The organism is Gordonia asplenii, from assembly GCF_012933505.1.
GTDB classification, from domain to species: domain Bacteria; phylum Actinomycetota; class Actinomycetes; order Mycobacteriales; family Mycobacteriaceae; genus Gordonia; species Gordonia asplenii.
Window position 1 is genome coordinate 12,926 of sequence record NZ_JABBNB010000011.1, and the last position, 25,917, is coordinate 38,842.

Annotated in this window: 24 protein-coding genes; 10 read left to right on the top strand and 14 right to left on the bottom strand. The window is 65.6% G+C overall.

What is annotated here, in order from left to right; translation table 11 throughout:
• Positions 1-27: 27 nt before the first annotated feature.
• The 3 genes from HH308_RS12150 to HH308_RS12160 all read right to left on the bottom strand — a co-directional run bounded on the left by HH308_RS12150 (position 28) and on the right by HH308_RS12160 (position 3,143).
• Positions 28-831, bottom strand: coding sequence for an NUDIX hydrolase (locus tag HH308_RS12150; RefSeq protein ID WP_170194477.1), 804 nt, complete (start codon positions 829-831; stop codon positions 28-30).
• 130 nt (positions 832-961) lie between these two features.
• Positions 962-2,251 carry an amidohydrolase gene (locus HH308_RS12155; protein WP_170194478.1) on the bottom strand — a complete coding sequence of 430 codons (1,290 nt, stop codon included), beginning with the start codon at positions 2,249-2,251 and terminating at the stop codon, positions 962-964.
• Positions 2,252-2,294: 43 nt separating this feature from the next.
• On the bottom strand, positions 2,295-3,143 hold the full coding sequence (locus HH308_RS12160; protein WP_170194479.1) for an ABC transporter ATP-binding protein: 849 nt from the start codon (positions 3,141-3,143) through the stop codon (positions 2,295-2,297).
• A gap of 114 nt (positions 3,144-3,257) precedes the next feature.
• Between HH308_RS12160 and HH308_RS12165 the strand changes: the two genes are divergently transcribed.
• A complete protein-coding gene (locus HH308_RS12165; RefSeq protein ID WP_170194480.1) occupies positions 3,258-4,286 on the top strand; it encodes an LLM class flavin-dependent oxidoreductase in 1,029 nt (342 codons plus the stop codon).
• On the opposite strand, the gene HH308_RS12170 is transcribed toward HH308_RS12165, so the two are convergent.
• Positions 4,248-5,009, bottom strand: coding sequence for an ankyrin repeat domain-containing protein (locus HH308_RS12170; protein ID WP_170194481.1), 762 nt, complete (start codon positions 5,007-5,009; stop codon positions 4,248-4,250). The genes HH308_RS12165 and HH308_RS12170 overlap by 39 nt on opposite strands.
• 107 nt (positions 5,010-5,116) lie before the next feature.
• Between HH308_RS12170 and HH308_RS12175 the strand changes: the two genes are divergently transcribed.
• Positions 5,117-5,554 carry a MerR family transcriptional regulator gene (locus HH308_RS12175; protein ID WP_170194482.1) on the top strand — a complete coding sequence of 146 codons (438 nt, stop codon included), beginning with the start codon at positions 5,117-5,119 and terminating at the stop codon, positions 5,552-5,554.
• Positions 5,555-5,574: 20 nt separating this feature from the next.
• A complete protein-coding gene (locus tag HH308_RS12180) occupies positions 5,575-6,582 on the top strand; it encodes an aldo/keto reductase (protein ID WP_170194483.1) in 1,008 nt (335 codons plus the stop codon).
• A gap of 272 nt (positions 6,583-6,854) precedes the next feature.
• On the opposite strand, the gene HH308_RS12185 is transcribed toward HH308_RS12180, so the two are convergent.
• The 4 genes from HH308_RS12185 to ctaD are packed head-to-tail and all read right to left on the bottom strand — an operon-like array spanning position 6,855 to position 11,341.
• Entirely contained in the window at positions 6,855-7,595 is a 741-nt protein-coding gene (locus HH308_RS12185; protein WP_376767217.1) for a peptidyl-tRNA hydrolase, read from the bottom strand.
• Between the two features lies 1 nt (position 7,596).
• Positions 7,597-8,364, bottom strand: a complete 768-nt coding sequence (locus tag HH308_RS12190; protein ID WP_170194484.1) for a septum formation family protein — start codon at positions 8,362-8,364, stop codon at positions 7,597-7,599.
• 7 nt (positions 8,365-8,371) lie between these two features.
• A complete protein-coding gene (serB, locus tag HH308_RS12195; RefSeq protein WP_376767218.1) occupies positions 8,372-9,619 on the bottom strand; it encodes a phosphoserine phosphatase SerB in 1,248 nt (415 codons plus the stop codon).
• Positions 9,620-9,640: 21 nt separating this feature from the next.
• A complete protein-coding gene (gene ctaD / locus HH308_RS12200) occupies positions 9,641-11,341 on the bottom strand; it encodes an aa3-type cytochrome oxidase subunit I (RefSeq protein WP_170194485.1) in 1,701 nt (566 codons plus the stop codon).
• Positions 11,342-11,746: 405 nt separating this feature from the next.
• Here ctaD and HH308_RS12205 point away from each other — a divergent pair, with 405 nt between their 5' ends.
• Positions 11,747-12,685 carry an ABC transporter substrate-binding protein gene (locus tag HH308_RS12205; protein WP_170194617.1) on the top strand — a complete coding sequence of 313 codons (939 nt, stop codon included), beginning with the start codon at positions 11,747-11,749 and terminating at the stop codon, positions 12,683-12,685.
• Positions 12,686-12,697: 12 nt separating this feature from the next.
• Positions 12,698-13,372 carry a response regulator transcription factor gene (locus tag HH308_RS12210; protein WP_170194486.1) on the top strand — a complete coding sequence of 225 codons (675 nt, stop codon included), beginning with the start codon at positions 12,698-12,700 and terminating at the stop codon, positions 13,370-13,372.
• A 35-nt stretch (positions 13,373-13,407) separates the two neighbouring features.
• Here the strand turns inward: HH308_RS12210 and HH308_RS12215 are convergent, their stop codons facing one another.
• Positions 13,408-14,799: a sensor histidine kinase gene (locus HH308_RS12215; RefSeq protein ID WP_312870559.1), complete on the bottom strand. Its 1,392-nt coding sequence runs from the start codon at positions 14,797-14,799 to the stop codon at positions 13,408-13,410.
• A 77-nt stretch (positions 14,800-14,876) separates the two neighbouring features.
• On the opposite strand from HH308_RS12215, the gene HH308_RS12220 reads away from it, so the two are divergent.
• Positions 14,877-15,581 (top strand): phosphatase PAP2 family protein, encoded by a 705-nt coding sequence (locus tag HH308_RS12220; RefSeq protein ID WP_170194487.1) that lies wholly within the window; start codon positions 14,877-14,879, stop codon positions 15,579-15,581.
• Positions 15,582-15,803: 222 nt separating this feature from the next.
• Here HH308_RS12220 and HH308_RS12225 read toward each other — a convergent pair whose 3' ends face one another.
• Positions 15,804-16,328, bottom strand: a complete 525-nt coding sequence (locus tag HH308_RS12225; RefSeq protein WP_170194488.1) for a DinB family protein — start codon at positions 16,326-16,328, stop codon at positions 15,804-15,806.
• A 54-nt stretch (positions 16,329-16,382) separates the two neighbouring features.
• On the opposite strand from HH308_RS12225, the gene HH308_RS12230 reads away from it, so the two are divergent.
• The 4 genes from HH308_RS12230 (at position 16,383) to HH308_RS12245 (ending at position 21,355) form a co-directional block, all read left to right on the top strand.
• Positions 16,383-16,781, top strand: a complete 399-nt coding sequence (locus HH308_RS12230; RefSeq protein WP_170194489.1) for a PPOX class F420-dependent oxidoreductase — start codon at positions 16,383-16,385, stop codon at positions 16,779-16,781.
• A gap of 38 nt (positions 16,782-16,819) precedes the next feature.
• Positions 16,820-19,648 carry a DEAD/DEAH box helicase gene (locus HH308_RS12235; protein WP_170194490.1) on the top strand — a complete coding sequence of 943 codons (2,829 nt, stop codon included), beginning with the start codon at positions 16,820-16,822 and terminating at the stop codon, positions 19,646-19,648.
• Positions 19,645-20,385, top strand: coding sequence for a hypothetical protein (locus HH308_RS12240; RefSeq protein ID WP_170194491.1), 741 nt, complete (start codon positions 19,645-19,647; stop codon positions 20,383-20,385). The genes HH308_RS12235 and HH308_RS12240 overlap by 4 nt, the downstream gene beginning before the upstream one ends.
• Positions 20,386-20,605: 220 nt before the next feature.
• Positions 20,606-21,355 (top strand): GntR family transcriptional regulator, encoded by a 750-nt coding sequence (locus tag HH308_RS12245; protein WP_170194492.1) that lies wholly within the window; start codon positions 20,606-20,608, stop codon positions 21,353-21,355.
• 26 nt (positions 21,356-21,381) lie between these two features.
• Here the strand turns inward: HH308_RS12245 and HH308_RS12250 are convergent, their stop codons facing one another.
• The 4 genes from HH308_RS12250 to HH308_RS12265 all read right to left on the bottom strand — a co-directional run bounded on the left by HH308_RS12250 (position 21,382) and on the right by HH308_RS12265 (position 25,904).
• Complete coding sequence (locus HH308_RS12250) at positions 21,382-22,164, bottom strand: SDR family NAD(P)-dependent oxidoreductase (protein WP_211188437.1); 783 nt, start codon at positions 22,162-22,164, stop codon at positions 21,382-21,384.
• Positions 22,161-23,405 (bottom strand): flavin-dependent oxidoreductase, encoded by a 1,245-nt coding sequence (locus HH308_RS12255; RefSeq protein WP_170194493.1) that lies wholly within the window; start codon positions 23,403-23,405, stop codon positions 22,161-22,163. The genes HH308_RS12250 and HH308_RS12255 overlap by 4 nt, the downstream gene beginning before the upstream one ends.
• A 7-nt stretch (positions 23,406-23,412) precedes the next feature.
• Positions 23,413-24,813: an aldehyde dehydrogenase family protein gene (locus HH308_RS12260; protein WP_170194494.1), complete on the bottom strand. Its 1,401-nt coding sequence runs from the start codon at positions 24,811-24,813 to the stop codon at positions 23,413-23,415.
• A 92-nt stretch (positions 24,814-24,905) separates the two neighbouring features.
• Positions 24,906-25,904, bottom strand: coding sequence for a PDR/VanB family oxidoreductase (locus tag HH308_RS12265; protein WP_170194495.1), 999 nt, complete (start codon positions 25,902-25,904; stop codon positions 24,906-24,908).
• Positions 25,905-25,917 lie beyond the last annotated feature (13 nt).

The window sequence follows — 25,917 nt, forward strand, 5'->3', positions numbered from 1 at the left end:
GGCGGCTAGTAGGGTCTCCCGATTCTTCTAGAACGCGAACCGCTGCTTGTTCTCTTCGGACAGGGTCGCGAAATAGTCCGCCGACCCGGCGAAGCCGAGCCCGCTGAAGGAGCCGTCGGAAGGTACCGCGGGTTCGATCGGTTCGATGACCCGTTGCGCGGCAAGCAGATCCGCGACGGTCTCGAACCGCGAGATGTCCCGCAGTTGAGACCAGGTAGGCGGCAATAGGAAACAGCGGCCGGCGGCCCAATCGTCAAGCGCGTCAGCCGCGTTGCGCCAGTAGGCCTCCTCCACTTCGGTGGTGCGATCGTCGGCGGATTGCCCGGCGGGCAGTGCGGCGAGGAAGAAGCGGGTGTCGTAGCGGCGCTTCTCGTTCTTCGGCGTAATCCAATGTGCGAGCGGCACAAGCAGATCCGTCCGCAATGTCAGATCGTTGTTCGCGAGGAACTCGGCCAGGGACAGGGTTCTGTCCTCCAGCAGGGCACGCTGGGGCGCCAGCGCGCCGACGTCGGGTTCCGATCCGTCGGTGTTGCTGACCAGCAACACCCCGCACTCCTCGTAGGTCTCCCGTACGGCGGCGCACACGAGCTTCTGCGCCGTCTCCTCAGTTGCGTTGAATTGTGTTGCCCACCAATCCTTTCCAGGACCGGTCCACGATACGTCGGCATCGCCGTCGCGCGGATCGACGCCACCGCCGGGGAACACGGTCATTCCGCCGGCAAAGGCCATCTGCTTGACCCGGCGCTGGAGAAACACCTCGATCCCCTGCGACCCGTCACGGACCAGCACGACCGTCGACGCATCCTTGAGCGGCACAACGTTTTCACTCATGTGGCGAACGTTACCCGCCGACGTCGACGCCACCATCGCAGCCCCTGACTGATCGACCGCCGACCCGCGAGCTCACCGGCGTGAATATCGAGATCCGAGCGCACCCGACCGACGACGGATCAGCGACAGATCAGCGACGCACGCCCAGCAGGTCGAACATCAGATATGCCGCCACCCGGGTGCCGAACGGAATCGCCGCCAGGTCCACCGCGTAGAACGGCGAATGCGGCGACGGCACCGGCGTTCCGTGCTCGCTCGCGTCGGTGAAGACTTTCTCGCTCGCCACCCCGACGAGCAGGTAGCCCACCCGGATCGACTCGTGCGGACCGACCAGTTCGTGGCAATCCTCGGATCCGTTGACCGGCGGCGCCGCGGTGATCACGTGCTGCTCGTCGAGCAACGACGCCAGGTCGGCGCCCAGCTGAGTCACCAGTGCATCGTTGTTGACCAGCGGCGTCGACGACCCCTTCATCGTGTACTCGGGCAGGCGGTCGGCGGGCATGCCCGCGGCCGTCGCCGCGGAGTCCGAGATCCGCTTGATGCCGTCGATCATCGTCGTGCGCACCCCGGCGTCGAACCAGCGAATATTCGCTTTGACCAGCGCCGAATCGGGAATGGCATTGTTGGCGTTGCCGGCATGCACCGCACCGACGGTCAGCACCGCCGTCGCCGACGGCGAGATCATCCGGCTGACGATCGACTGATAGCCGACGATGGCCTCGGCCGCCATCAAGACGGGGTCCTTGCCGGCCTCCGGCATCGATCCGTGCGCGCCCACGCCGTGGAACTGGATGTCGATCTGGTCGGTGCCGGCCATCCGCGTGCCCGGCACCGCGAGCACGTACCCCACCGGCGCGGGCATGGTGTGCAGCGCGACGAGGTCGTCGGGTACCGGGATCTGGTCGTACAGTCCGTCGGCGACCATCGCCCGGGCGCCTTCGATGGGTTCTTCGGCGGGTTGCCCGACGAGAATGGCTGTGCCCGACCACGACTCACGCAGGTCGACGAGCAGCTTGGCCAGACCGAGCATCCAGGTCACGTGCGCGTCGTGGCCGCACATGTGTCCGACCGGTACGGTCTTGCCGTCGTCGGAGGTGGTCGTGGCCGTACTCGCATACGGCAGCCCGGTCTTCTCTTCGATCGGCAGTGCGTCCATGTCGGCCCGATAGGCGACCGTCGGGCCGTCGCCGTTGCGCAGAATGGCCGCCACACCGGTCTGGGCGATACCGGTGTGCACCTCGAACCCGAGTGACGTCAGCTGGTCGATCACGATTCCCGACGTTCGCGTCTCGTGAAAGCCGAGCTCGGGATGTCGGTGAAGGTCGACGAAGATGTCGGTGAGCCGCGTCGTGTCGGCGTCCACGGCCGAGTCGATGGCCTCGACGAGGTCGGCGGGCAGGGCGGTCGGTTGAGCGGACATCTTCGATTCCCTTCGGTGGTTACCTACGGTGCAGCTGTCGGTTCTAGGCGCGTCGATGGCCGCCGGCTCGACGTTGCCGCCGCGCGAAGAAGCGGCCGTCGATCCGGTCGAGCGCGATGCGCTGGCTGAACGCGGTCGAGAGATTCTCGGCGGTGAGCACCTCATCGAGCAGGCCCTGCGCGACGACCTGCCCCTCCGCGAGCAGCATCGCGTGGGTGAACCCCTCCGGAATCTCTTCGACGTGGTGGGTGATGAGCACTGTGGCCGGCGCGTCGGGGTCCTGAGCGAGCACGCCGAGCCGCTCCACGAGCTCTTCCCGCCCGCCGAGGTCGAGTCCCGCGGCGGGCTCGTCGAACAACAGCAGTTCGGGGTCGGTCATCAGCGCCCGCGCGATGAGGACACGTTTGCGTTCGCCCTCCGACAACGTGCCGTAGCGCCGGTCGGCGAGGTGTTCGGCGCCCATCGACTCCAGCGTGTCGATGGCCTGCTCGCGATCCATCTCGTCGTAGCGTTCGCGCCACCGCCCGACGAGCGCATAGCCCGCCGAGATCACGACGTCGCTGACGATCTCGTCACGCGGAATCCGCGCGGCCAGCGCGGGCGAAGAGATTCCGATCCGCAGCGACAGTTCACGCAATTCCGTTGTGCCCAACTGTTCGTCGAGCAGGCGTGCCGTCCCCGACGTCGGGTGCAGGCGTCCCGCGGCGATCGACAACAAGGTGGTCTTACCCGCGCCGTTCGGGCCCAGAATCACCCAGCGTTCATCGAGTTCCACCTGCCACGACACCGGCCCGAGCAGGGTCCGGCCGTCGCGCACGACGGTCACGTCTCGCAGGTCGACGAGGAGGTCGGGATTGGACGCCGAGGAGTCAGCCGTAGTCACGGGGTCCATAGTATGGGCCCGCTCACACCGCGGGCCGCACCGGCGGTCGTGTCGCAGCAGTCGTGTCACCGCACCGGCGCGGCGGGGGAATAGTTTCGGGCAGCGACGCCGTTGGTCTCGTACGTGGCTTTACCTCTTTCACTCCTCGACCTCGCGCCTGTCAACCTCGACGCGGGTGAGACTCTCGCCGACAGCATCAAGCAGAGCGTGGCGATGGCGCAGACCGCGGAATCCGTTGGTTACCAACGTATCTGGTACGCGGAGCACCACAACATGCCGACCATCGCATCGGCGGCGCCCGCGGTGCTGACCGCGATTGTCGCCGCCCAGACGTCGACGATCCGTCTCGGCGCGGGCGGCGTCATGCTGCCCAACCACGCACCGCTCACCATCGCCGAGCAGTTCACCACTCTCGCCGCCGCGCACCCCGGGCGCATCGACTTGGGTCTCGGCCGCGCCCCCGGCACCGACCAGCAGACCTTCGCCGCCCTACGACGCAACGTCGCCTCCGCCGAGCGCTTCCCGAGCGACGTCGTCGAGCTGCAGGCTTACCTACGCGGTGAATCCCGCATCACCGGCGTGCAGTCACTGACCGGGCAGCCGACCGACGTCGAGCTCTACATCCTCGGGTCGTCGTTGTTCGGTGCCCAACTCGCCGCCCAGCTGGGCCTGCCGTATGCATTCGCGTCACACTTCGCGCCGCAAGCGCTCGAACAAGCGATTGCGCTCTACCGCAACGAGTTCCGACCGTCTGACGCCTTGGCCGAACCGTATCTCATCGCCGGCATGACCGCGATCGTCGCCGACGAAGGAGAAGTCGCCGAGGATCAACGACGCCGCGTCGTGCGCAGCCGCGTGCGCCGCCAACTTCCCGCCGGGCGCACCTATTCCGACGAGGAGATCGATGCGCTGCTGTCGACGCCCAACGGCGCCGCCATCGCCGACATGATGCGGTATTCAGCGGTCGGCACCCCCGACGTCGCGCGTGCCGCCGTCGACGAATTCGCCGAGTACACCGGGGCCGATGAACTGATCATCGCGCCCACCGCCCTCGACCGCGGCATCTGGCACAACACGGTGCGGGCGCTGGCACCCGACGCCCCGCCGTCGGCCTCATCGACCGGTCTCGACCGGGAACCCGCGGCGTCGTAGCTCGTCTTCGAGCCTGCTCCGGTCACGTTTGAAATCAGCGGACAGGATCTTCTCATTCGCCATGTACAGCGGGTAGGAGAAGGTACGACCGCGCCGATTGCGGATCGACGCGTCGGCTCCGGCGTCGAGGAGTGTCATGCAGATGTCGATCTGCCGTTCGGTCGCGGCGACGAACAGTGGCGTCTCGCCGCTCACCGACTCTCTGGTGTTCAGATCTACGTGTCGTTGGAGCAACAATGTGATCGCATCGCGGTTGGAATACAACGTCGCGGTGTGAAGAATGTTGCCGCCCAATCGGTCCGGCGATTCCACCAGCTTGGCGTCGTAGTCGAGAATCGCGCGCAGGGACGAAATCTTGTCACGAAGTATTGCGTACCCCGCCGGGCTGTAGTTGCCCGAGTCGCGACGCAGCGGGTCGGCGCCGGCCCGAAGCATCGCGGTCACGGCGTTCGCCCCGGAGTACTCGACGACGAAGAACAGCAGCGGAAGTCTCGACCGCCGCGGATCGTGTGTGTTGCCGACGCCGTTGAGATCGACGCCCGACGCCGCCAACGCGCGGATGCGATCGACGTCGAATCGTTCCGCGGCTTCGATCACCTGCACCTGCCGAGGATCGTCGAAGTACTCGCGCGGATCGGGACCGGTCAGGCGATTGATCAGGGAGCAGCCGGACACGACGCCCACTGCCACGACGACGCTGAGCAAAGCGGATAACACACGCATACGTCGAACGCTAGCCGCGCGCGGCGTCGACGGGATGAGTAGTTCTGCGCAACATCCGGCACGACGGTACTTGCGTTGGAGTGCACTCCAACCTCTACGGTGGCCTCATGCCCGCTGAACATCGCATCGCCGAAGTCTCCGCCCGGACCGGACTCACCCGCGACACCCTGCGCTGGTACGAGTCTGAAGGCCTGATTCCCCCGGTTCCGCGCACGTCGGCGGGTGTACGCAGCTACGACGACGCCACGGTCCGAATGATCGAATTGTTGGTTCGTCTTCGACGCACGGGAATGTCGGTGGCCGTCATGCGCGACTTCGTGACCATGGTCGCGCAGGGCGCGCGCACCCACGGGCGCCGGATGCGGCTGCTCGAAGATCACCGTGAGGAGATCGAGTCACGGATCCGCGAATTGATCGACGACCTCGGCGCCGTGGACGACAAGATCGGCCACTATCGTCGCCTCATCGACGCCGGGCTCGACTGTTCCGAAGATGAGATAGCCGACCCCGATGTCCTTGAGCAACAACGTCTTTCCGAAAGCTAGAACAGAGAACAGGAGCACAGATGCAGACCACTTCACTCGGCGACGGCCTCGTGACCTCCGCCCTCGGCTTCGGCGGCATGGGTGTCACTCATGTCTACGGAGGCACCGACGACGACGCCGCGCTCGGAGTCCTCAACGCCGCGGTCGACGCCGGCATCACCTTCATCGACACCGCGGACGTCTACGGCACACCTGCTCCCGGCGCCGACGGCCCCGCCGGAACGAACGAGCAACTCGTCGGGCGGTTGCTCGCCGAGCGTCGTGACGAGGTGACGCTAGCGACCAAGTTCGGTATCACCGGTCGCCCGGAGAAGCCCGCCCGGGGCGATGCGGAGTATGTCCGCACGGTGCTGGACGCGTCACTGCGCAGACTCGGCACCGACGTGATCGACCTCTGGTACATGCACCGCCGCGATCCCGACGTGCCGATCGAAGAGACCGTCGGAGCGATGGCCGACGCCGTGCAAGCGGGCAAAGTCCGTCACCTCGGGCTGTCTGAGGTCACGGCGCCCGAACTCCGTGCGGCACAGACGATTCACCCCATCGCGGCGGTGCAGAGTGAGTGGAGCCTGTGGTCGCGCGACGTCGAGGCGCATGTGATTCCCGCGTGCGCCGAACTCGGCATCGGATTCGTGCCGTACTCGCCGCTCGGGCGGGGCTTCTTGACCGGCACGCTGACCCGCGAGCAGGTGGCGTCGGACATCCGCGGCCGCACGTCGCGGATGGGCGACAACTGGGACGCCAATCAACGGGCACTCGCTATCGTCGGCGACGTCGCGAATCGCCTCGGCGCCACCAATGCGCAGGTGGCGCTGGCCTGGCTGTACGCGGCGGGTCGTCGCGCCGGACTCGCGACCGTCCCCATCCCGGGAACGCGAAATCCCGCGCGGATCGTCGAGAACGCGGCTGCCGTCGACCTCCTGCTCGACGACGACGCGATCGCCGACCTCGACACCGTCGCCGACGCCGTCGCGGGCACCCGCAACATCGCCGCCGACCCCACGTGGATCTCCGCGGGACGAGAGTGAGGCGAGCGGAGCGTCATCCCGCGGCCCCTTCCCGCCGGTTGAGCGAGCGCAGCGAGTCGAAACCTATGGTGAGCCGAATTGCCAACTGTTTCAAGGCATTCTGCGGGCAGGCAACGTCGTCTTGCGAGGTTTCGACACGGGCTTTCGCTAGCGCTCCAGCCCGGCTCAACCAGCGGAGAGGCTCAACCGGCGGGAAGGCGCTCGCTCAACCAGCGGAGAAGGCCCGCAGGCAGCAAATCCCGACTCAACCAACAGGGTGAACAGCCCACTGCTCAAGCGGCCCACTGGGCGATCACTGTCACCGACCCCGGCGCGATCTCGGTGAACCCCGCGTCGCGTACGGCGATCGCCGATCCGCGGCGGTCGCCTTCGAGCAACGCTGCCCACCGGTCCTCGTCTGCGGCGCACACGTCGATCGGGCACCCGGCGTCGAACCACGCCCGCGCCTCATCGCGCGACATCAGTGCGACGCCGAGCATCGACCCGTGCCCCACCTGTGCGGCGACCTTTCCGACCGTCATCTCCAGCGTCGGATTGATCCACAGCACCAGGGTTCCCACGGCACCAGACGGAGCCGACGGCAGTTCGCCGTCGACGTCGGTGCCGCCGATCTGCAGCCGTCTGACTCGTGCGTCGACGCCGCCGACGCGGCCGGGCACGAAAGCACGTGCCTGCGCGTCGCCGTGGGACGCGGTGACGCCCCAAACCTCTTGTGCCGCTTGCCAATGCGCCCCGCGGGCGCGTCGTGCGATCTTGCGGATGCGGGCGTCGCACCAGGCATCCATCGGCGCGGCCCACGGGCCGTCGGCTCCGGCTCGGTCGTCGAGGCACAGCAACGCCACCGCCCGTGCCGCGGCGATCAGCAGATCCGTACGATCCGGCGGATCGGCCTTCTCGATACGCAGCGCCACCTGCATGGCGAGCACGTCGGCCGGGTCGTCGGCGTCGACCGGCACCCTGGCGTCGTCGATGTAGTCGTGCAGACGACGCCAATCGTCGTCGAATGCGGTCAAGCTAGTTACCCTTCAGCGACGACGTACGTGCGGTGCTGACGGTGGCCACGCAGACGATGGTGCGGTCGCCTTCTGCCCAGGTCCGGGGCAGCGGGTAGACGTACTTCACGTCAATGGCCGGATCACTGTACGAGGCCGGCGAATAGGTCTTGAGTTTCTCGACGCACTGATTTCCCAGCCGCTCCATCTCGGAGTCACTCGGCAGAGTCGTCTCGGTGGTGGTGAACTTGTCGAAGACTTCCGCATGATGGGCACTGCTACACGCGACGATGTCGGGATCGCCGACGGTAGACGCACCGGAGGAATCACGTGCGGACAGATCGAGCGACGAAATGCAGTCCCCGATCGAGACTTTGGCGCTGAAGACATCAATCGTCGACGTCGTCGGAGCGGTGATCGTATTGCTGGTCGAGGAAGCGTTGAACACCGCCGACAGCCCGACGACGACCAGTCCCACCACAACCCAGCCGACACTGATCCAGATCGCGGCCAGCGCAAGACCCCGCCCCGGCTGTCCCCGACGTCTGCACTGCCCGGCCGCGACGATGCCCAGGATCAGCGGAAGAAACACCAGAGCCGGAATCAGACTCAACACGAACGCGGCGATCGCGAGCCCGTTGGTCGACTGCGGGCGCGCCGGTCCCGGGTACCCGTACGGAGCCGTCGGCGGCTGGGCGCCAGGATAGGGCGCGGGATATCCCGGCTGTTGATACGGTCCCTGCGGGTACGGCCCCGCAGGCTGATTCCACCCGGGCGGCGGTTGCGTCATCAGAACCTCACTCCAGCGGTACCCGACGCAATGTTCCGTCGACGGCGTCGGCCGCCTCGATCTCGTCGCGGGTGACCCCGAGAATGAACAGCACGGCGTCGAGGAACGGGTGACTCAGCGCGGTGTCGGCGATCTCGCGCAACGCCGGCTTGGCGTTGAAGGCGATTCCGAGGCCGGCAGCGGTCAGCATGTCGATGTCGTTGGCGCCGTCGCCGACGGCGATGGTCTGCTCCAGCGGCACCCCGACCTCGTCGGCGAAGGTCCGTAGAGAGCGTGCTTTCGCCGCGCGGTCGATGATCTCGCCGACCACGCGCCCGGTGAGCTTGCCGTCGACGATCTCGAGCGTGTTGGCCCGGACGAAGTCGAGTTCCAGCTCGTGGGCCAGGCCGTCGATGACCTGCCGGAAGCCGCCGCTGACCACGCCGCAGTGGTAGCCGAGACGATGCAGCGTACGGATCGTCGTGCGCGCGCCGGGGGTCAGCTGCAGCGACGCCGCGACCTCGTCGACGACCGATTCATCAAGTCCGGCAAGGGCTTTCACGCGCTGGTGCAACGACTGCTCGAAGTCCAGTTCCCCGCGCATGGCCGCTTCGGTGACCGCGGCCACTTCAGCTTCCTTACCTGCCTTGGCGGCGAGCATCTCGATGACCTCACCCTGGATCAGGGTGGAGTCGACGTCGAAAACGATCAGCCGCTTGGCCCGCCGGGCCAGTCCGGCTCGTTCGACGGCGACGTCGACGTTGTGCTTGGCGGCGACCGCCGAGAGCCCCTTGCGCAGCGCCGCGTCGCCGGCGACGTCGTCGCGTGCGACGCTGACGAGCAGTTCCAGCCCGGTGACCGGATAATCGGCTATGCCCCGGATGGCGTCGATGTTGCCGCCCTGGCTCGCCAGCTCCGACGCCAGCGCGCGGAACGCCCGCGCGGTGACCGGGCTGCCCAGCACGACGACGGCATGCGACGACGGCCGCGACGTCGCGTGGTCGTGTCCCACTTCGACGTGCACGGTGATGCCCGCGCTGACGTGTCCGCCCGCTGCCATCGCCTGTTCGACGGAGTCTTGGAGTTCTTCGGGGTCGTCGGTGCCGGTGACGAGCACGCCGAGCGTGAGTCGGCCCCGGATGACGACCTGTTCGACGTCGAGTAGTTCGACCTGTGCTACCGCCAACGCCCCCATCAGCGCCGAGGTGACGCCCGGTTTATCGGGGCCGCTGACGGTGATGAGGACGTTGGTGGGATCTGTTGAGTTGATTGTCACTGTTCGTGTGAGTGGGAAGGACTAGTGCCCGCCACCCGGCCCAACGTGTGCTTCGGCGCGCATTCGCTCGATCATGTGCGGGTAGTGCAACTCGAACGCGGGACGCTCCGAACGGATGCGGGGCAGCTCGGTGAAGTTGTGACGCGGCGGCGGGCAACTGGTGGCCCATTCGAGCGAGTTGCCGAAGCCCCACGGGTCGTCGACGGTCACGACCTCGCCGTAGCGGTAGCTGCGGAAGACGTTCCACAGGAACGGCAGGGTGGACAGGCCGAGGATGAACGCACCGACGGTCGACACCATGTTCAGCGTGGTGAAGCCGTCCGACGGGAGGTAGTCGGCGTAGCGGCGCGGCATGCCCTCGTTACCCAGCCAGTGCTGCACCAGGAAGGTGGTGTGGAAACCGATGAAGGTCAGCCAGAAGTGCACCTTGCCGAGCTTCTCGTCGAGCATGCGGCCGGTCATCTTCGGGAACCAGAAATAGATGCCCGAGTAGGTGGCGAACACGATGGTGCCGAAGAGCACGTAGTGGAAGTGCGCGACGACGAAGTACGAGTCGGACAGGTGGAAGTCGAGCGGCGGGCTGGCGAGCAGGACGCCGGTGAGGCCACCGAAGAGGAACGTCACGATGAAGCCGACCGCGAACAACATCGGTGATTCGAAGGTCAGATGCCCCTTCCACATCGTGCCGATCCAGTTGAAGAACTTCACACCGGTCGGCACCGCGATGAGGAATGTCATGAACGAGAAGAACGGCAGCAGCACGGCGCCGGTGACGTACATGTGGTGCGCCCAGACCGCGACCGACAGCGCGGCGATGGAGATGGTCGCGTAGACGAGGCCGTTGTAGCCGAAAATCGGTTTGCGGCTGAACACCGGGAACACTTCGGACACGATGCCGAAGAACGGCAGGGCGATGATGTACACCTCGGGGTGTCCGAAGAACCAGAACAGGTGCTGCCAGAGCAGGACGCCGCCGTTGGCCGGGTCGTACAGGTGAGCACCGAACTGGCGATCGACCTCGAGGCCCATCAGGGCGGCGGTGAGCAGCGGGAACGCGAGCAGGATCAGCAGCGAGGTGATCAGGATGTTCCACGTGAAGATCGGCATGCGGAACATGGTCATGCCGGGGGCGCGCAGGCAGATCACGGTGGTCACCATGTTGACGCCACCGAGGATGGTGCCCAGACCCGAGACGGCCAGGCCCATGATCCACAGGTCGCCGCCGACGCCGGGCGAGTGGATCGCGTCGGTGAGCGGAGTGTAGGCGGTCCAGCCGAAGTCGGCGGCGCCGCCGGGGGTGAGGAAGCCGGAGACGGCGATCGACGAGCCCAGCACGAACAGCCAGAATCCGAAGGCGTTCAAGCGCGGGAAGGCGACGTCGGGCGAGCCGATCTGCAGCGGCAGCACGAAGTTCGCGAAGCCGATGACGATCGGCGTCGCGTACATCAGCAGCATGACCGTGCCGTGCATGGTGAACAACTGGTTGAACTGCTCGGTCGAGAGGAACTGCATGCCCGGATGTGCGAGCTCGCCGCGCATCAGCAGCGCCATCAGGCCGCCGATGAGGAAGAACGCGAAACACGCGACGATGTACATCATGCCGATCAGCTTGTGATCGGTCGTGGTCAGCAGCTTATAGAGGAAGGACCCCTTGGGCTGGTAGCGCTCGGGGAACGGGCGCTCCACTGCCACCTTTGGGGTGGGCTGGTCTACCGCAGTCAACACATCCTCCTGAAGTTCACAAATCCCAGTATCGAACTTGCTGGTGCACCCTGTGGCGCACGCGTTTTCGTCCGCTGGGGACTTCGACTCGCACACGGACAGGCCACACCCGATGAGATGATCCTAAACCCTTCCTGAGGACAAAGCGGAGCGGGTCCTACGAACTGTCGTAATTGATTCTGGATTGAGCTGTTTTGCCCGGTCGCGGGCATCGGACCGACGTCGCGCGACGCGCCGGTCCCCGCGACGTCGTGCATCCGGCCGCCGCAAGCGCGCGTCGACGGCCCGCCCGACGCCGGGTGCTAGCGTGATCGAGTGCTGCGCAAACCGTCTCCTCGCCGTTTCACCGCGGCCCGTTCGCCCCGCCGAGTCGTGGTCGGCACCGCACTCGCCGGCGTCGTCGCGATGGGGGTATTGAGTGGCTGCAGCGAAGATCCCCCGCTGACGACGCCCGACGGCAAACTGATCTCGACGTCGACGACACGCATCGCGGAGGTCAATGTCGTATCCGCCGACCGGGACTACGCGCGCACCTGCCTCGCGCCGACCGCAACGGATCCGGGCAAGCCCGACGTCGCGCGGATCGTCGTGACCGATCCGGCCCTGCTCGACGCCGTGTGCGGCCTGGGCATCGGGCCGAAAGTCGTCGCCGTGACGGCCGACGCCGCAACGATCCCCAAATATCTAGGACCTCAACTCGGCAGCGTGCCCACCATCGGCTCCTCCCCCGACGCCGCGGCGGTGGCCACCGCCAAACCCGACGTCGTACTGACCACCCCGGCGACGGCCGCGTCGGCGAAGGCCTTCGGCGGCGCCAAGACCGAAACCATCGCGCCCGGCACCTGGCAGGAACAGTTCCAATCCGTCGCGACGGCACTCGGCCGCACCCAGGCAGGTAAGACCCTGCTCGACGAGTTCGCCACCGAGACGGCCAAGACCGGCAAACGAATGGACGCCTCGCACGACGAGGTTTCGCTCGTCCGATTCGGCGCCGACTCGGAAATGGTCGCGGGCACTGCGTCGTTCGGGGGGCAGATCCTGTCGATGGTCGGAGCCCAGCGACCCGTCAGTCAACGGCAACCGCAGCAGACGACGCTCACCGATTCGACGTTCAAGAACGCTGACGCCGACCTCATCCTGGTCAGTTTCCAAGGCGCCGACGGCCTGGCTCACGGCAAAGAAGTGCTGTTGTCGGATCGCTGGCTGGACATGGGCGCCCCGACCTGGAAACGCGTGCTGATCGTCAACGACGACATCTGGTACAACTCGTCGGGCCTGGCCGCCGGCTGGCTGGTGCTCAATGACATCAAGGGTTCGCTCGACGGCAACTCCGCGCCGTTCTGAGTCCGGACCGGCATGCGCATTCTCGTCGTCGACGACGACGTCAACGGAGCCGAAACCCTGCGGCGCATGCTCGTCGCCCAGGGTGGCGTCGTGCAGGTCGCGCACGACGGCGACGCCGGTTTCGAGTTGGCGGTCAGTGAACCGTGGGATGCGATCGTCCTCGACATCATGATGCCGGGCCGCAACGGTTACGAGGTGGTACGCGATCTGCGCCGCAGCGAAGTATGGGCGCCGGTGCTGATGCTCACCGCCAAGGACGGCGACTACGACCAGATCGACGCCTTCGACTTCGGCGCCGACGACTATCTGATCAAGCCGTTCTCCTTCGACGTCCTCTCCGCGCGCCTGCGGGCCCTGGTCCGCCGCGGTGCCCCGGCTCGGCCGGCCACGTTGGTCTGCGACGACCTCACACTCGACCCCGGCGCGCGCACCGCCCGCCGCGGCGACACCGAATTATCTTTGACGCCAAGGGAATTCGGCATCCTTGAAATGCTGCTCCGGCACGTCGACCAAGCTGTCAGCAAGGCCGAGATCATGCGATCGGTCTGGGACGTCAACTACGAGGGCGACGAGAACGTCGTCGAGGTGTACGTGAGCTACCTGCGTCGCAAGGTCGATACTCCCTTCGGCCGCAACACGATTCAGACCGTGCGCGGCGCGGGCTACCGGGCGACGTCGGGGTCGTAGCCGGTCCGGTGACCCGACGTCGCCATCGGCCGCGCTCAGTCCTGCGAGTCGATCGGCAACTCGATCGTGACCTGGGCGCCGCCGCCAGGGGCGTCGCCGATCCGGATGTCGCCACGGTGCGCGCGCGTGATCTCGGCGACGATCGCGAGCCCCAGCCCGGCGCCGCTTCCACGCCGGGTACGCGATCCGTCGAGCCGGACGAATCGCTCCAGGACGCGCTGCTTGTCGGCGTCGGAGATGCCCCCGCCGTCGTCGGCGACGGTGAGCTGCGCGGTGACACCGTCGGAGATGAGCCCCAGCTCGATCGACGAATGTGCGTGTCGCACAGCGTTGTCCACGACGTTGCGAATCGCGCGGATGAGCATGTCCCGGCTTCCGCGGACACGTACCGGCTCGAGGTCGGCGGTGACCTTCACCTGGCCGAGCGCCGCGACGCGCACCGCTTCGTCGGTGAGCAACTCGTCGAGGTCGACGTCGCCGAGGTCGACCGACAGTCCCGCCTCGTCGGCGCGGGCGAGCAGCAAGAGGTCTTCGGTCATCCGTTGCAAGCGCATCGCCTCCGGGTAGAGGATGTCGCTGACGGTGTCGGCGTCCATTCCCTCACCGGTGACCCGCGAGAGGTCGGCCAGCCCGACGATCGTGACCAGCGGGCTGCGCAACTCGTGCGACGCGTCGCCGACGAACTGCAGCTGTCGTTGCCGCGACGAATCGATCTGCGCGAGAAGGTCGTTCATCGTCGTCGCCAGCGTGGCGATTTCATCGTCGGTGTCTGGTATCGCCACCCGGCCGACGGATTTGCGGTGCGACATCTCGGCGACGCCGGACCGGATATGCTCCACCGGCGCCAACGCCCGCCCGACGACGAAATAGGTGGCCATCGCGAGAATGAGCAGCAGGATCGGGAAGACGAGCGACAACACGAGCGCCACCGTGAGCACCACGTCGTGGATGGGATTCTCTTGTGCGCCGACGACGATCGTGAGCGCCTGGCCGCGGACCCGGACACCCATCATCGACACGCGATAGTCGGCTCCGTCCGCGTCGGTCACACCCTCGACGGTCTTGCGGACGCCCGGCTGCAGCGGTGGCACCAGCGCGTGCCTGTCCCCGTGCCGGCTCGTCCGCAGGACGTTGCCCCCGGCGTCGAGGATCTGCGTGACGTCGACGTCACCGGTGGCGCTGAGGAGTTCGGCGTCGAGGCCCCCGACGTCGTCGGAGGCGATCGAGTCGGCGATCAGCGCGGCTCGCGCCGACGTCGCGGCGTCCGACGCCGACTTCAGCGAGTTGTTGAGGACGAGCAGCACGATGGCGGCGGCGATGATCAGCGCGATCGCGAGCAGTCCGGTAGCGAGCAGGGTCAGGCGGACGCGCATGTGTCGGCGCTGCCTGCCGAGCCATCGGACCGCCTGGCGCAGTTGGGTCAGCACGTGTGCAGCCTAGCCGTGCACCGGGGCGCCACGATGGACTCAGCATCCCCTAAGCCGGTCACCGTCACCGTTGGATCATGAAGTCCAGCCGCCTGCCGCTCATCGCCGCGCTCGTGCTCATCTGCGTCGTTTGTGTCGGCGGCGTGTTGATCGCGCTCGGCCACGACCCGTTGACGCATCTCGACAAGACCGTGTTCGACGCCACGTCGGCGCACCAGAACTTGGCGGCGATGCGTGCCGTCGAAGTGTTCAGCAACCTCTTCGGTCCGCTCGCGGTGTCGGCGGTGACCGCCGTCGTCGCACTGTGGCTGCTCGTCAAAGACCGGGATCTGCGGCGCGCCGGCCTGGTCGCCGGTTCGGTGGCGCTGGGCGGCGCGCTCTGCGAGGCGCTCAAGATTCTCGTCGCCCGGCCCCGTCCGCCGTATGTGGGACAACTCGACGTCGAGACCGGAATGTCGTTCCCGTCGGGCCATGTCTCCGGTTCGACGGCCCTGCTCATGGCACTCGCGCTGGCGTTCACGGTGCATGCGTCCCGCGCCGCGCGACGCGTGGTGCTGCTCTGCGTCGGCCTGCTCGCCGTCGTCGTCGCGGCCAGCCGCGTCTACCTGGAAGTGCACTGGATCTCCGACGTGCTCGCCGGACTGATGGTCGGCCTCGCCGCCGCGCTCGTCGCATCCGTGCTGGTGCCGTGGTTCGCCGGCGTCCTGGAACGACGCTGGCCACTACTGCGTGGGGCGCGATCCCCGCGTCCGGAACGAAGCGAGGTCCAGTGCGCGGCATGACGGGTGTGCTCCCGCTGGTGGGCCGGGAGGCGGCGGTACGTCCGCTGGTTGAGCGAGCGCAGCGAGTCGAAACCCTCCACCCGCTGGTTGAGCGAGCGCAGCGAGTCGAAACCCTCCACCCGCTGGTTGAGCGAGCGCAGCGAGTCGAAACCCGGTGGTCGTGTCGGGGGCTTGATGAGCGACGCTCACCCAACGAGACCGGATCGCCGCCGGCAGTTATCCTCACACCCCGCCCACATCCCACCAGTGGTGTACCGGATCGTGAATGAAGTAGCGCGCCAACGTCTCCACCGTGAAGAACGACCCGTTGCTCCGACGTCCCGTCCGATCCCATTGTGCGCCTTCGACACTCGCGAAGCGTTCGGCGAGACCGGCCGCCGCCGAACGAATTTCACCGGCCACGGCCACCGGGTCCTGCTCACCGTAGCGGCCCTCCACCGCGGCGGCGTCCTGGTCCCAGTTCGGGAACGGCGGATCGTCGAGCGTCAGCATCAGTTCGAGCCGCTCGTCGAACACCATCGTGCAGTCGCGCACGTGGCACCCGTACTCCAGCGGGCTCCACGTACCCGGCGCGGGCCGAACGCCGACCGCGGCGCCGGTCGTCAGCAGTTCCGCGAACTTGTCGGCCACCTCGACCAGCAGGTCCGGCACCCCACCGACGTCGATCGCCGACGCATCGAAGCCGCAGTCGGGGCACCGGCGCTCAAGCACCCAGGTCCAGTCTTTGATGTCCGGTTCGATATCCACGAAGGCAGGGTAACCCTTGCAAACTTGTCAGTGCCCGCAAGTAGGGTGGCAGTCATGGCAACCACAGTCCCCAGCGGTTACGAAGACCTCCTCGAACGCCCCATCGTCGCGGTGCTGACTACGGTCTCTCCCGACGGCGTACCCAACTCGACGCCGATGTGGTTCCTCTGGGATCCGGCGACGTCGCAGCTCAAGTTCACCCACACCAACGCACGCAAGAAGATCAAGAATCTGCAGTCGAACCCGAACTTCTCGTTCACCATCACCGACCCTGACAATCCCTACCGCTACCTCGAGGTGCGCGGGACGTTCGGCTCGGTCGAGCCCGATCCCACCGGATCGATGTACGTCACCCTCGGAAAGCGCTACGGCAACGCCGACCAGGCACCGCCGCCGGATTCGGCCGATCGCGTGATCCTCACCCTCGACGCGACCTACTTCGGAAAGAAGTAGCACTGGACCTGCACGCCCTATGGCGCCCTGGCAGCGGCATGTCGGTATGGCGCCAGACGGAGTCGGCGCTGCCGCCGCATATCGACGATGCACTGCGCACCAAGCGTTTTCGGCACAAGGTCGCGTTCGTCGACGCCGACGGTAAGCGCACCTTCGTGACATCGGCGACGCTCGGCATCACCAGTGCGGTCGCCTTTCTGGACGCCTTCGCCGACGCCGATGAACCGCCGGGCGAGGTGCGCTACTACCGGAACCTGCTCACCGGCGTGCGCGCATTCGTCTCCTCGGGCGCCGTCGCACCGGCGGTCGTAGTCGTCGCCGACGAACCGCTGCTGCGTTGGCAGATCATTCCGACGCCGGTCTGGCGAGGCTGGTTCGCCGCGGTCGAACATGCACTGTCCCCGGCGCTCGACGCCAACGGCGGGTTCGCCGCAGTCGCCGACTTCGCCGCCGAACTCGTCGACCACGAATGCCGAAATCGCCTGCGCGACATCGACACGATCGGCACACCCGCCCTACGGGCGTTACTGCCCGACGCCGTCGACGACCTCCCCTTTCCCGCGGGCAAGGCGTCATCGGCGTGGTCGGCGTGGTCGGGCAGCGCCGCCGCATCGGACTCGACGCTGCTGTTGCGTCTGCACGAGCCGGAGTCGCCCGCAGACGCACTCACCTTCGACGACCCCGCCTTCGAACCGATCGAGACCCCCGAACGCTGGCGCCTGCAGGTGTGCCGCCGGCTCGTCGACGGCGGCATCGAAGCCGTCGTGCCACACCACCTGGACCCAACCGAATTAGATTCTCTGACAACCGATCTCGCCGGTGCGGTCAAGGCATGGCCGCAACTGGCGGACGCCGACCACGACCCGCACAACCTCGACTTCTTGCTGCCGACGCCGCTGACCGAAGAACTCTTGACCGCCGGGGCCACGATCCTGGCCGAGGCGGGTATTCAGCTTCTGCTGCCGCGCACCATCGCGACGGTCCGTCCCACTCTCGCGGTCCGCGCTCTCCCGGTCGGCCTGAGCTCGGCCGTCAATACGATGGTCGGCCTGGACGACGTCCGCGAGTTCGAATGGCGACTGGCCCTCGGTGATTCGCCCGACGCCGCGTTGTTGAGCCAGTCGGACCTCGACGAACTCGTCCACCAACAGGGCAGCCTGGTACGCATTCGCGGGCGGTGGGTGACCGCCGAGAACTCCGCCCTGACTCGAGCCGCAAAATTCATTGCGGCACAACGAACTCAAGCCTCGTCGGACCATCCCGCCGACCTCGGCGAACTATTCGGACTGCTCACCGACGACGCACTTCCGGCTCCGGTGACCTCGGTCAGCGGACTGTCCTGGCTCGACGACGCCGTCAACGGATCACTTGTCCCGCACGACCTTTCCGCGCCCCGAACGCTCATCGCGGACCTGCGCCCCTACCAGCAACGCGGATTCGAATGGCTGGCCTACCTCGCCGCGCACCGCATCGGCGGGGTGCTGGCCGACGACATGGGGCTGGGCAAGACGATTCAGGTGATCGCGCTCACCTGCCATGAGATTCTCACCGCCGACCCGGCGTCACAGGCCCCGCGTGTTTCGCTGGTGGTCTGCCCGATGTCTCTGGTGGGCAACTGGGAACGCGAGTTCGCACGGTTCGCGCCGTCGGTTCGCACCGTCGTCCATCACGGCTCCGCCCGCTCGAGCGGCGACGAATTCGCTGCCTCCGTCGCCGACGCCGACGTCGTCATCACAACATTCGCGCTGGCCGCGCGGGACAACGCGCTGTTGACCGGATTCCATTGGCGCAGAGTGATCGTCGACGAGGCGCAACATGTCAAGAACGTCGCCACGCGCCAGGCCAAGGCGCTGCGACTGCTTCGGGCCGATCATCGCGTCGCGCTCACCGGCACCCCGGTCGAGAACCGCCTGGAAGACCTGCGCGCCGTCGTCGACTTCGTCAACCCCGGACTGCTCGGCACGCCATCGGTGTTTCGAGCGCGCTTCGCCGATCCCATTGAGCGCGAACGTGACAGCGGCGCGTTGCGCAGACTCAACGCGATCACCCGACCGTTCATCCTGCGCCGCGAGAAGACCGATCCGACCATCGTCGCCGACCTTCCCGCAAAGACCGAACTGACCATCCGCACCAACCTGACCGTCGAGCAGGCGGCGTTGTATCGAGCGATCATCGACGACCTGATGGAAGCGTTGCGCGACGCCCAGCAGCGTGCGCTTCGACGCCGGACCGTCCTCGCGGCGCTGACCCGCCTCAAGCAAGTCTGCAACCACCCCGCCCATTACCTCGCCGACGGTTCAACCATATTGCGGCGCAACGAGCATCGCTCCGGCAAAGTGGAACTGCTCACCGACATCCTGACCACCGCCACCGCCGAAGGCGACCACACCCTCGTGTTCACCCAGTTCGCGGCATTCGCCGAACTTCTCGCCCCGTGGCTCTCGGAACAGCTCGGAGCCGAGATCCCCGTGCTCCACGGCGGGCTGCCACGCACCGCCCGAGATGAGCTCGTCGCCGACTTCCAGTCCGGCGGCGGACCACCGGTCCTGCTGGCGACGCTGAAGGCCGGTGGCACCGGCCTCAACCTGACCGCCGCCAATCAGGTTGTGCACGTAGACCGGTGGTGGAATCCTGCCGTGGAAGAACAAGCAACCGACCGCGCATACCGGATCGGGCAGCAGCGAGCGGTCCAGGTACGCAAGTTCGTCTGCATCGGCACCCTGGAGGAACGCATCGACGAGATGATCGCGTCCAAGAAGGAACTCGCGGGGCTCACCGTCAGCGCGGGCGAGCACTGGCTGGGCGACGTCGGCGACGACGAGCTGTTCGAACTGTTCCGACTGCGCGACGAGGCGGTGAGCCAGTGACCACACGTAACAAACGTGCACCGGTGCGCGCGTATGGCGTCACGCCGTGGGGGCAGGCCTTCCTGTCGGTCGTCGACCAATCCCAACATCGGCGAGTCACCAAGGCGCGCAGCTACTTTCGTGACCGCCACGTGCACCGGTTGACGATCGGCAAGGGTCTGATCAGCGCTACCGTCGACGGCAGCCAGCTCGACCCGTTCGAGACGACGCTGCGCACCCGCACGGTCGACGCCGCGACCGTCGTCGACCTGCTGCGGGGCCAGCATGCGATCGACGACCTGATGGCGCTGGCTCGCGGTGAGCAGCCGACCACTCTGGGCGCGTTGATCGCACCGACCGAGTCGGCTGACGTCGTCGCAGCCTGCACGTGCCCCATCGACGACACCTGCATTCACATACTCGCCGTCGCCTTCGAGGTCGCGGCCGAAATCGACCGTCGCGCAACCACGTTGCTGACAGTGATGGGCACCGACCTCGCGGAGCTGCTCGCGAAGCAGACCGGCGCGCACGACGCCGACGGGGTCGACGAGCCGCGCGACCCGCTGCACCTCGTCGACTACTTCGGCGACGGACGGACGCTACCGGCCGTTCCGACACCGCCGCCGTTTCGCGTCTTCACCGAGCTCGACGCCGGGGCGCTGCGAACTGCGTTGCGCGCCAGCGGTGTCGGGGCACTCGACGTCACCGAGGCGACCGACGAGCTGGCCGAGCTGTACGAACGGATCACGGGCCACTGACTCGGGATCGGCTGCCCTGTGCTGTTTCACGCGGACTCTCCCACGGCGACAAGTTCTGGAGTGCTGGCACCCCGAATGACCGGCGGTACAGCGCGGCGAGTGACACCGCCTGCGGTGTGGTGTCAGAATTCGCAACAACATCCTGGGTCAGTTGTGCGATAGAGTGTATACACAAGAGTTGTCACACCTGTCCCACAGACCGATCAACAGGAAGTTGCCGATGCCCGTTCGCGTTGACTCGACACTCGATAACCTAACCATTCCGGAATTCGTCAATCGCCGCGAATTGAGTTCCGATGTTCATCGCCACCTGAGACGATTGATCAACGACGGCGTCATCCCCGCGGGCTCCGAGTTGAACCAAGCCGACCTCGCTCGTCGATTTCAAGTGAGTCGCATTCCCATGCGCGAAGCCTTCCGAATGTTGCAACAGGAAGGGCTCATCAATGTCGAGCTGAATCAGCGCGCAACGGTGCGCGCGTTGGACTCGCGCGAGGTGGATCAGCTATACGGTGTTCGGATCGCGCTGGAGGCGTTGGGAGTGCGGATAACGGCCGGGTACTTGACCAAGGCCGAAATCGACGAATCGCGGGAGTGTTTGAAGCGGATGAGCGAGACCAAACGGTCTCAGGACATGTCCGAATGGATTTCGGTACACCGACACTTTCATACCCTGTGCACCGCCAGAGCAGACGAACCTCTGGCACGCATTATCCTGTCGTACTCGGAACGCACCGAACGCTATCTTCGATTTGTTCAGCAATCACATCCCGATGCGTTCGCAGCCGCGGAGGATGAGCACGAGCGAATCCTTGCCGCTCTGACCAGCGGTGATGCCGACGGTGGCAGCGCACTGATGGCGCGCCACCTCGCCCATACCGCGACCAGTGTCCTCGCGGATCTCGACGACGAGTTCGATGCCACGACGGTTCAGCAGGCGTTAAGTATGACTTGCCTGGCAGCGCGATGACGCTGCCAGTCGCATCGCCGCGCTTGTCAGGAGAATACGAGACCGCCGTCAACGACGAGCGTTTGGCCGGTGATGAATCCACTGGCGGCCGAACAGAAGAACCTCACGGATCCCGCTAGATCTGCGGGCACCATGTTGCGAGGCACGGCACGCTGGCGCGCAACAATCGGGAAATAGGAATCGTCGTTCAAAGCCACCGACGCTTCGTTGTCCACCAGCCCGGGAGCTATCGCGTTAACCGTGACGCCATCGCAACCGACCTCTCTGGCAATCGATCGAGTAAGCGCGATGACCGCTCCTTTCGACGCCGTGTAATGTGCAAAGAACGGGACCCCGGCGTGCACCGTCGCACTTGCGATGTTCACGACACGACCGAAATTTCGCTGCTTCATCACGGGGAAGACGGCGGTCGTGGCAAGCCATACACCCTTGGTGTTGACGGCCATCACCCGATCCCATTCGGCGACAGGTATCTCCGAAAAGTGCTTCTTCTCGCCAAGACCTTCGTAGATCGCAGCGTTGTTGACCAAAGCGTCGATTGTGCCGAAGTGATCCACCACGGCCCCCGCGAGGTCCTTGGTCGACACCGGGTCTACGACGTCAGTGAACTGAAACATCACGTCGTGTCCGCTCGATCTGAGTTCGTCGGCCAGCGCGGCACCTTCGCCAGTGAGAACATCGGCGATCACCACCCGAGCCCCATTGTGGGCTAGGTGCCTGGTCAGGGATGCTCCGATACCCCGGGCTCCGCCAGTCACGATAACGACCGACCCGTCGACCGACATCCCGTCATTGTCAATGTGAGTCATGCTGGCCGCGTCTCCTCGCGTAGTGCGAACCCGGCGACTGTCTTGTAGCGCTGCGAGATGCCTTCGAGTTCATCCTGCGAGATCACGTCGTCCAGGTTGTCGAAAGGTGTGTTGCCGGTGCGTTCCCACACCTCTCTCAAGATGGCGTCGGGGGGTGTTCGCCGGTTGGCGAGGACGACATCAGAGGTCTTTGGCCGCCGGTCTGCCTCATAGGCGAGCAGCGCCTTGCCGGGGTTGGAGTCGGATTCGAGCGCCTGCCGTAGTTTGCGGGCATCGAGGATCGCCTGACCTGCTCCGTTGGAGCCCCTCGGCACCATCGGATGCGCGGCGTCGCCGAGTAACGTTGCTCGACCCTGTGTCCAGTGATCAAGGGGGTCTTGGTCGACCATCGGGTATTCCAAGACAATGTCTGCTTGTCTGAGCAAGGCCGGCACGTCCAACCAATCAAAGGCCCAATCGGCGAACGCCGGCGCGAAATCTGCGGGATCGCCCCGTCGCCCCCAATCGCGGTCACCATCGGAGGGCGCTTCGATCTCGGCAACCCAGTTGATCAACTGGGTGCCGTCGGGGTAATCCCGGATCGGGTAGACGACGAGTTTGCCATCGGTCAACCACCCGGCACGAACCATGCTGGCACCGCTGAGGAACGGCTGCGCGACGGTCGTCCCTCGCCACATCAGCACCCCCGAGTAGCGTGGCGCGCCCTCGGTCGGATGAAACTGCCGGCGTACCGCTGAGTGCACCCCGTCACAACCGATGACGACTTCACTTGTGACTGAAGGCAGTTGCGCACCCGCGGCGGACGACCGGAAGTGGGCCGTGATGTTCGACGCTCCGTTGTCCACACCTACGCACTGGTGGTCGAGCACAATCGCGTCAGGGCCAAGACGTTCGCGGACGGCATCGGCGAGAATGCGGTGCAGGTCGCCGCGATGGATGGATAGCTGGGGGTATGCATAGCCGGCGTAGCGACCGGTCGGTTCGGTGAAGATATGCTGGCCGAAACGATTGAAGAACACCGCCTCTTTCGTCTGCACCGCGACCTGTTCTAGTCGGTCGAGCACGGTGAGTTCAGCGAGTACCTCGGTGGCATGCGGCAGGATGTTGATACCAACGCCTAGCGGCCGAAGCTCGGGAGCGGCCTCATAGATCCGGCTCGGGATGCCCGCGGCATGCAGTTCAAGCGCAAGGGTGAGGCCGCCGATCCCGCCTCCGATGATCGAAATGGGTTGTGTAGTCATGTCGTTCCTAGTCTTTCAGTTGTTGCTGCATGTCGACGCGGTCGGCGAGGACCTGAATCTCAGTCGATTCCTCCAGTGCCACTACGCCGTGGCCCCGGCCTATTCCGCTCTGCTTGAATCCGCCGAACGGCATCGATGAATCCGATGCCCCCACGCGGTGGATGTTGACGAATACCGACCCTGCCTCAATGCGCCGGCCAAGGTCGAAGGCGTGGTCCACATCGTCGGACCAGATCGACGCGGCGAGCCCGTATTCGCTGTCGTTGGCCATCGCAATAGCGTCATCTTCGGTGTCGAAGGGCATTATCGGCACAACCGGTCCGAATTGCTCTTGCGTCATAAGCGGCGAATCGTGGGACAAACCTGTGACTACGGTGGGCCGCACGAAATACCCATCCGACATGTCTCCTCCGCTGAACTGTCCTAGCTCGCGCACCTGGGCGCCCTCGCGGAGACTGGTCGCGATGAGGTCGGTGACGACCTGACGCTGCGGCGCATTGTTCAGAGGTCCCATTCGCACGTCTGGGTCTCGACCATCACCGACGACGAGCCGGTTAGCCGCGTCGGAGAAGGCTTCGACGAAATCGCTGAAATGCTTACTGTGCACGTAGAGACGCTTGGGTGCGTAACACACTTGCCCGGTGCTGGTGAACGCTCCGCGGACGAGTTCATCGACCATGATCGAATTGAGGGAGGCGCTTTCGAGGATGACCGCCGGATCGTTGCCACCGAGTTCGAGACTCAGATTCTTGAGATTGACGCTGGCGTCGCGCATGATGGTTCGCCCAGTCGCAGTACTGCCGGTGAAGCTGACTTTGCGCACCCGGCGATGGGTGGTCAACGCCAAACCAACCTCTTCACCGGTGCCGGCGACGACATTGACAACCCCGCTCGGAAGAGCAGCGGCGAGGTGTCTCAGCACGAGCGACAAAGCCAGTGGTGCATAGTCGGGTAGCTTCACAACCACACTGTTGCCGGCCATCAGCGCCGGAGCGACCATCAGCGTGGCGAGGAGCACGGGGTAATTCCAGGGCACGATAACCGCGACCACCCCCATGGCCACCCGCCGTTCGATGATCCGGCCCCGGAAGTCTTCAGTCACCCTTTCGTGTGCAACACGATCAGCCAAACCCGCGTAGTAGCGCAGTGTTCGCGCCGAGTTGGTGATTTCGGCCGCCGCGTCGGCCGTGACCTTACCGTGCTCTCGTGTCAACAGCAGCGTCAGTTCTGCGTGCTCGTCGTCAATGGCCGCGGCCGCCTCCGAAAGAGCTTCTGCACGGGATCTCGGGGAGACCGCCGACCACCCCGAAAACGCGCGAGCGGCGGCGTCGACAGCCGCGTCGACCGTACCCCGATCTCCCGTGGCGTAGTGTCCGACGGTTTCGGTGAGGACTGCCGGATTGCGCACTCGAGTGCCCGGTCCAGCGACGTCGTGTCCGCCCACAAGCATGGGAAGGGCGATGTTCTCATATGTAGTGGTCATGCCGTTCCTGAGTGTTGTCATGACACGTCGATCGTGACGACCGGCGTGGCTCCAGGCGTGCCCGACGAGCCGGGAGCGGTTATTCGTGAAACACAACAGCACATCCGCCGGCTCTTGCCGCGTTGCTGGGCGCTGTAGAAGACATCGCGATGGTCGACGGTGCCGTTCACCTCGAGCAGTTTCACTTCACACAGGCCGCACTCGCCCTTGCGGCAGTCCGACATCATGTCGACGCCGGCGTGCTCTAGCGCATGAAGCATCGATTCGCCGGCACCTACGCGAGCCTCAACCTCCAGGCGCGGAATGCGTACGATGAACTCGACAGCATCGAACCAGCCGCTGTTGCCGAACGTTTCATATCGGAGATTCCCGGCGGGCAGCCCCGCATTTCCCCAACTGCAGCGCACCGCGTCCATTAACCTGATAGGGCCGCAGACATACAGTTCGGTGTCTTCATCGATGCCTTCGATGAGAACCCCGACATCAAGAGACGTGTTCTCGTCATCGACGTGAATTGTCAGACGACAGCCGTGCACCTGTTGTAGCAATTCGAGGTATGCCATCGCAGATCTGGAACGGCCTACGTACACTAGCTGGTAGTCGAAATCAAGCTGCTTGAGGACCCGGGCCATTTCGAGCACCGCGGTAATTCCTATTCCACCGGCAACAAGAACGTAGCGGCGGGCGCCAACACGTAGCGGGAAGTTCTGCAAGGGTTGGGTAAGCTCAATGCGGTCGCCCACAGTGAGTTGGTGCATGCGCACTGAGCCGCCGCGTGAATGCGCAGTCTTGAACACCGTGATGGCAAGCTGGCGGTCGTTGCCGAGTGACTCCACGATCGAGTACGACCGAATGTGGCGGTGGCCACCGATCACTACTGCGATGTCAACATGCGATCCGGGTTGAGCGGGCGCTGGATTGGATACTTCCAGAACGATACGACGTGTATCTGTCGCGACATCAGCGATCGATACGACTGTTCCGAATTGCCATACTTCCTTGTTGGTCGCGGCCATGGTCAGGTCCGTC

What these genes read in the sequence shown, in the direction of transcription:
- HH308_RS12170 (WP_170194481.1), bottom strand. Translation starts at nt 5,009, where the DNA reads ATGCGTGTGTTATCCGCTTTGCTCAGCGTCGTCGTGGCAGTGGGCGTC.
- HH308_RS12250 (WP_211188437.1), bottom strand. Translation starts at nt 22,164, where the DNA reads ATGACTCACATTGACAATGACGGGATGTCGGTCGACGGGTCGGTCGTT.
- HH308_RS12255 (WP_170194493.1), bottom strand. Translation starts at nt 23,405, where the DNA reads ATGACTACACAACCCATTTCGATCATCGGAGGCGGGATCGGCGGCCTC.
- HH308_RS12220 (WP_170194487.1), top strand. Translation starts at nt 14,877, where the DNA reads ATGAAGTCCAGCCGCCTGCCGCTCATCGCCGCGCTCGTGCTCATCTGC.
- HH308_RS12265 (WP_170194495.1), bottom strand. Translation starts at nt 25,904, where the DNA reads ATGGCCGCGACCAACAAGGAAGTATGGCAATTCGGAACAGTCGTATCG.
- HH308_RS12190 (WP_170194484.1), bottom strand. Translation starts at nt 8,364, where the DNA reads ATGACGCAACCGCCGCCCGGGTGGAATCAGCCTGCGGGGCCGTACCCG.
- HH308_RS12210 (WP_170194486.1), top strand. Translation starts at nt 12,698, where the DNA reads ATGCGCATTCTCGTCGTCGACGACGACGTCAACGGAGCCGAAACCCTG.
- HH308_RS12150 (WP_170194477.1), bottom strand. Translation starts at nt 831, where the DNA reads ATGAGTGAAAACGTTGTGCCGCTCAAGGATGCGTCGACGGTCGTGCTG.
- HH308_RS12230 (WP_170194489.1), top strand. Translation starts at nt 16,383, where the DNA reads ATGGCAACCACAGTCCCCAGCGGTTACGAAGACCTCCTCGAACGCCCC.
- HH308_RS12155 (WP_170194478.1), bottom strand. Translation starts at nt 2,251, where the DNA reads ATGTCCGCTCAACCGACCGCCCTGCCCGCCGACCTCGTCGAGGCCATC.
- HH308_RS12175 (WP_170194482.1), top strand. Translation starts at nt 5,117, where the DNA reads ATGCCCGCTGAACATCGCATCGCCGAAGTCTCCGCCCGGACCGGACTC.
- HH308_RS12235 (WP_170194490.1), top strand. Translation starts at nt 16,820, where the DNA reads ATGTCGGTATGGCGCCAGACGGAGTCGGCGCTGCCGCCGCATATCGAC.
- HH308_RS12245 (WP_170194492.1), top strand. Translation starts at nt 20,606, where the DNA reads ATGCCCGTTCGCGTTGACTCGACACTCGATAACCTAACCATTCCGGAA.
- HH308_RS12205 (WP_170194617.1), top strand. Translation starts at nt 11,747, where the DNA reads ATGGGGGTATTGAGTGGCTGCAGCGAAGATCCCCCGCTGACGACGCCC.
- HH308_RS12160 (WP_170194479.1), bottom strand. Translation starts at nt 3,143, where the DNA reads ATGGACCCCGTGACTACGGCTGACTCCTCGGCGTCCAATCCCGACCTC.
- HH308_RS12180 (WP_170194483.1), top strand. Translation starts at nt 5,575, where the DNA reads ATGCAGACCACTTCACTCGGCGACGGCCTCGTGACCTCCGCCCTCGGC.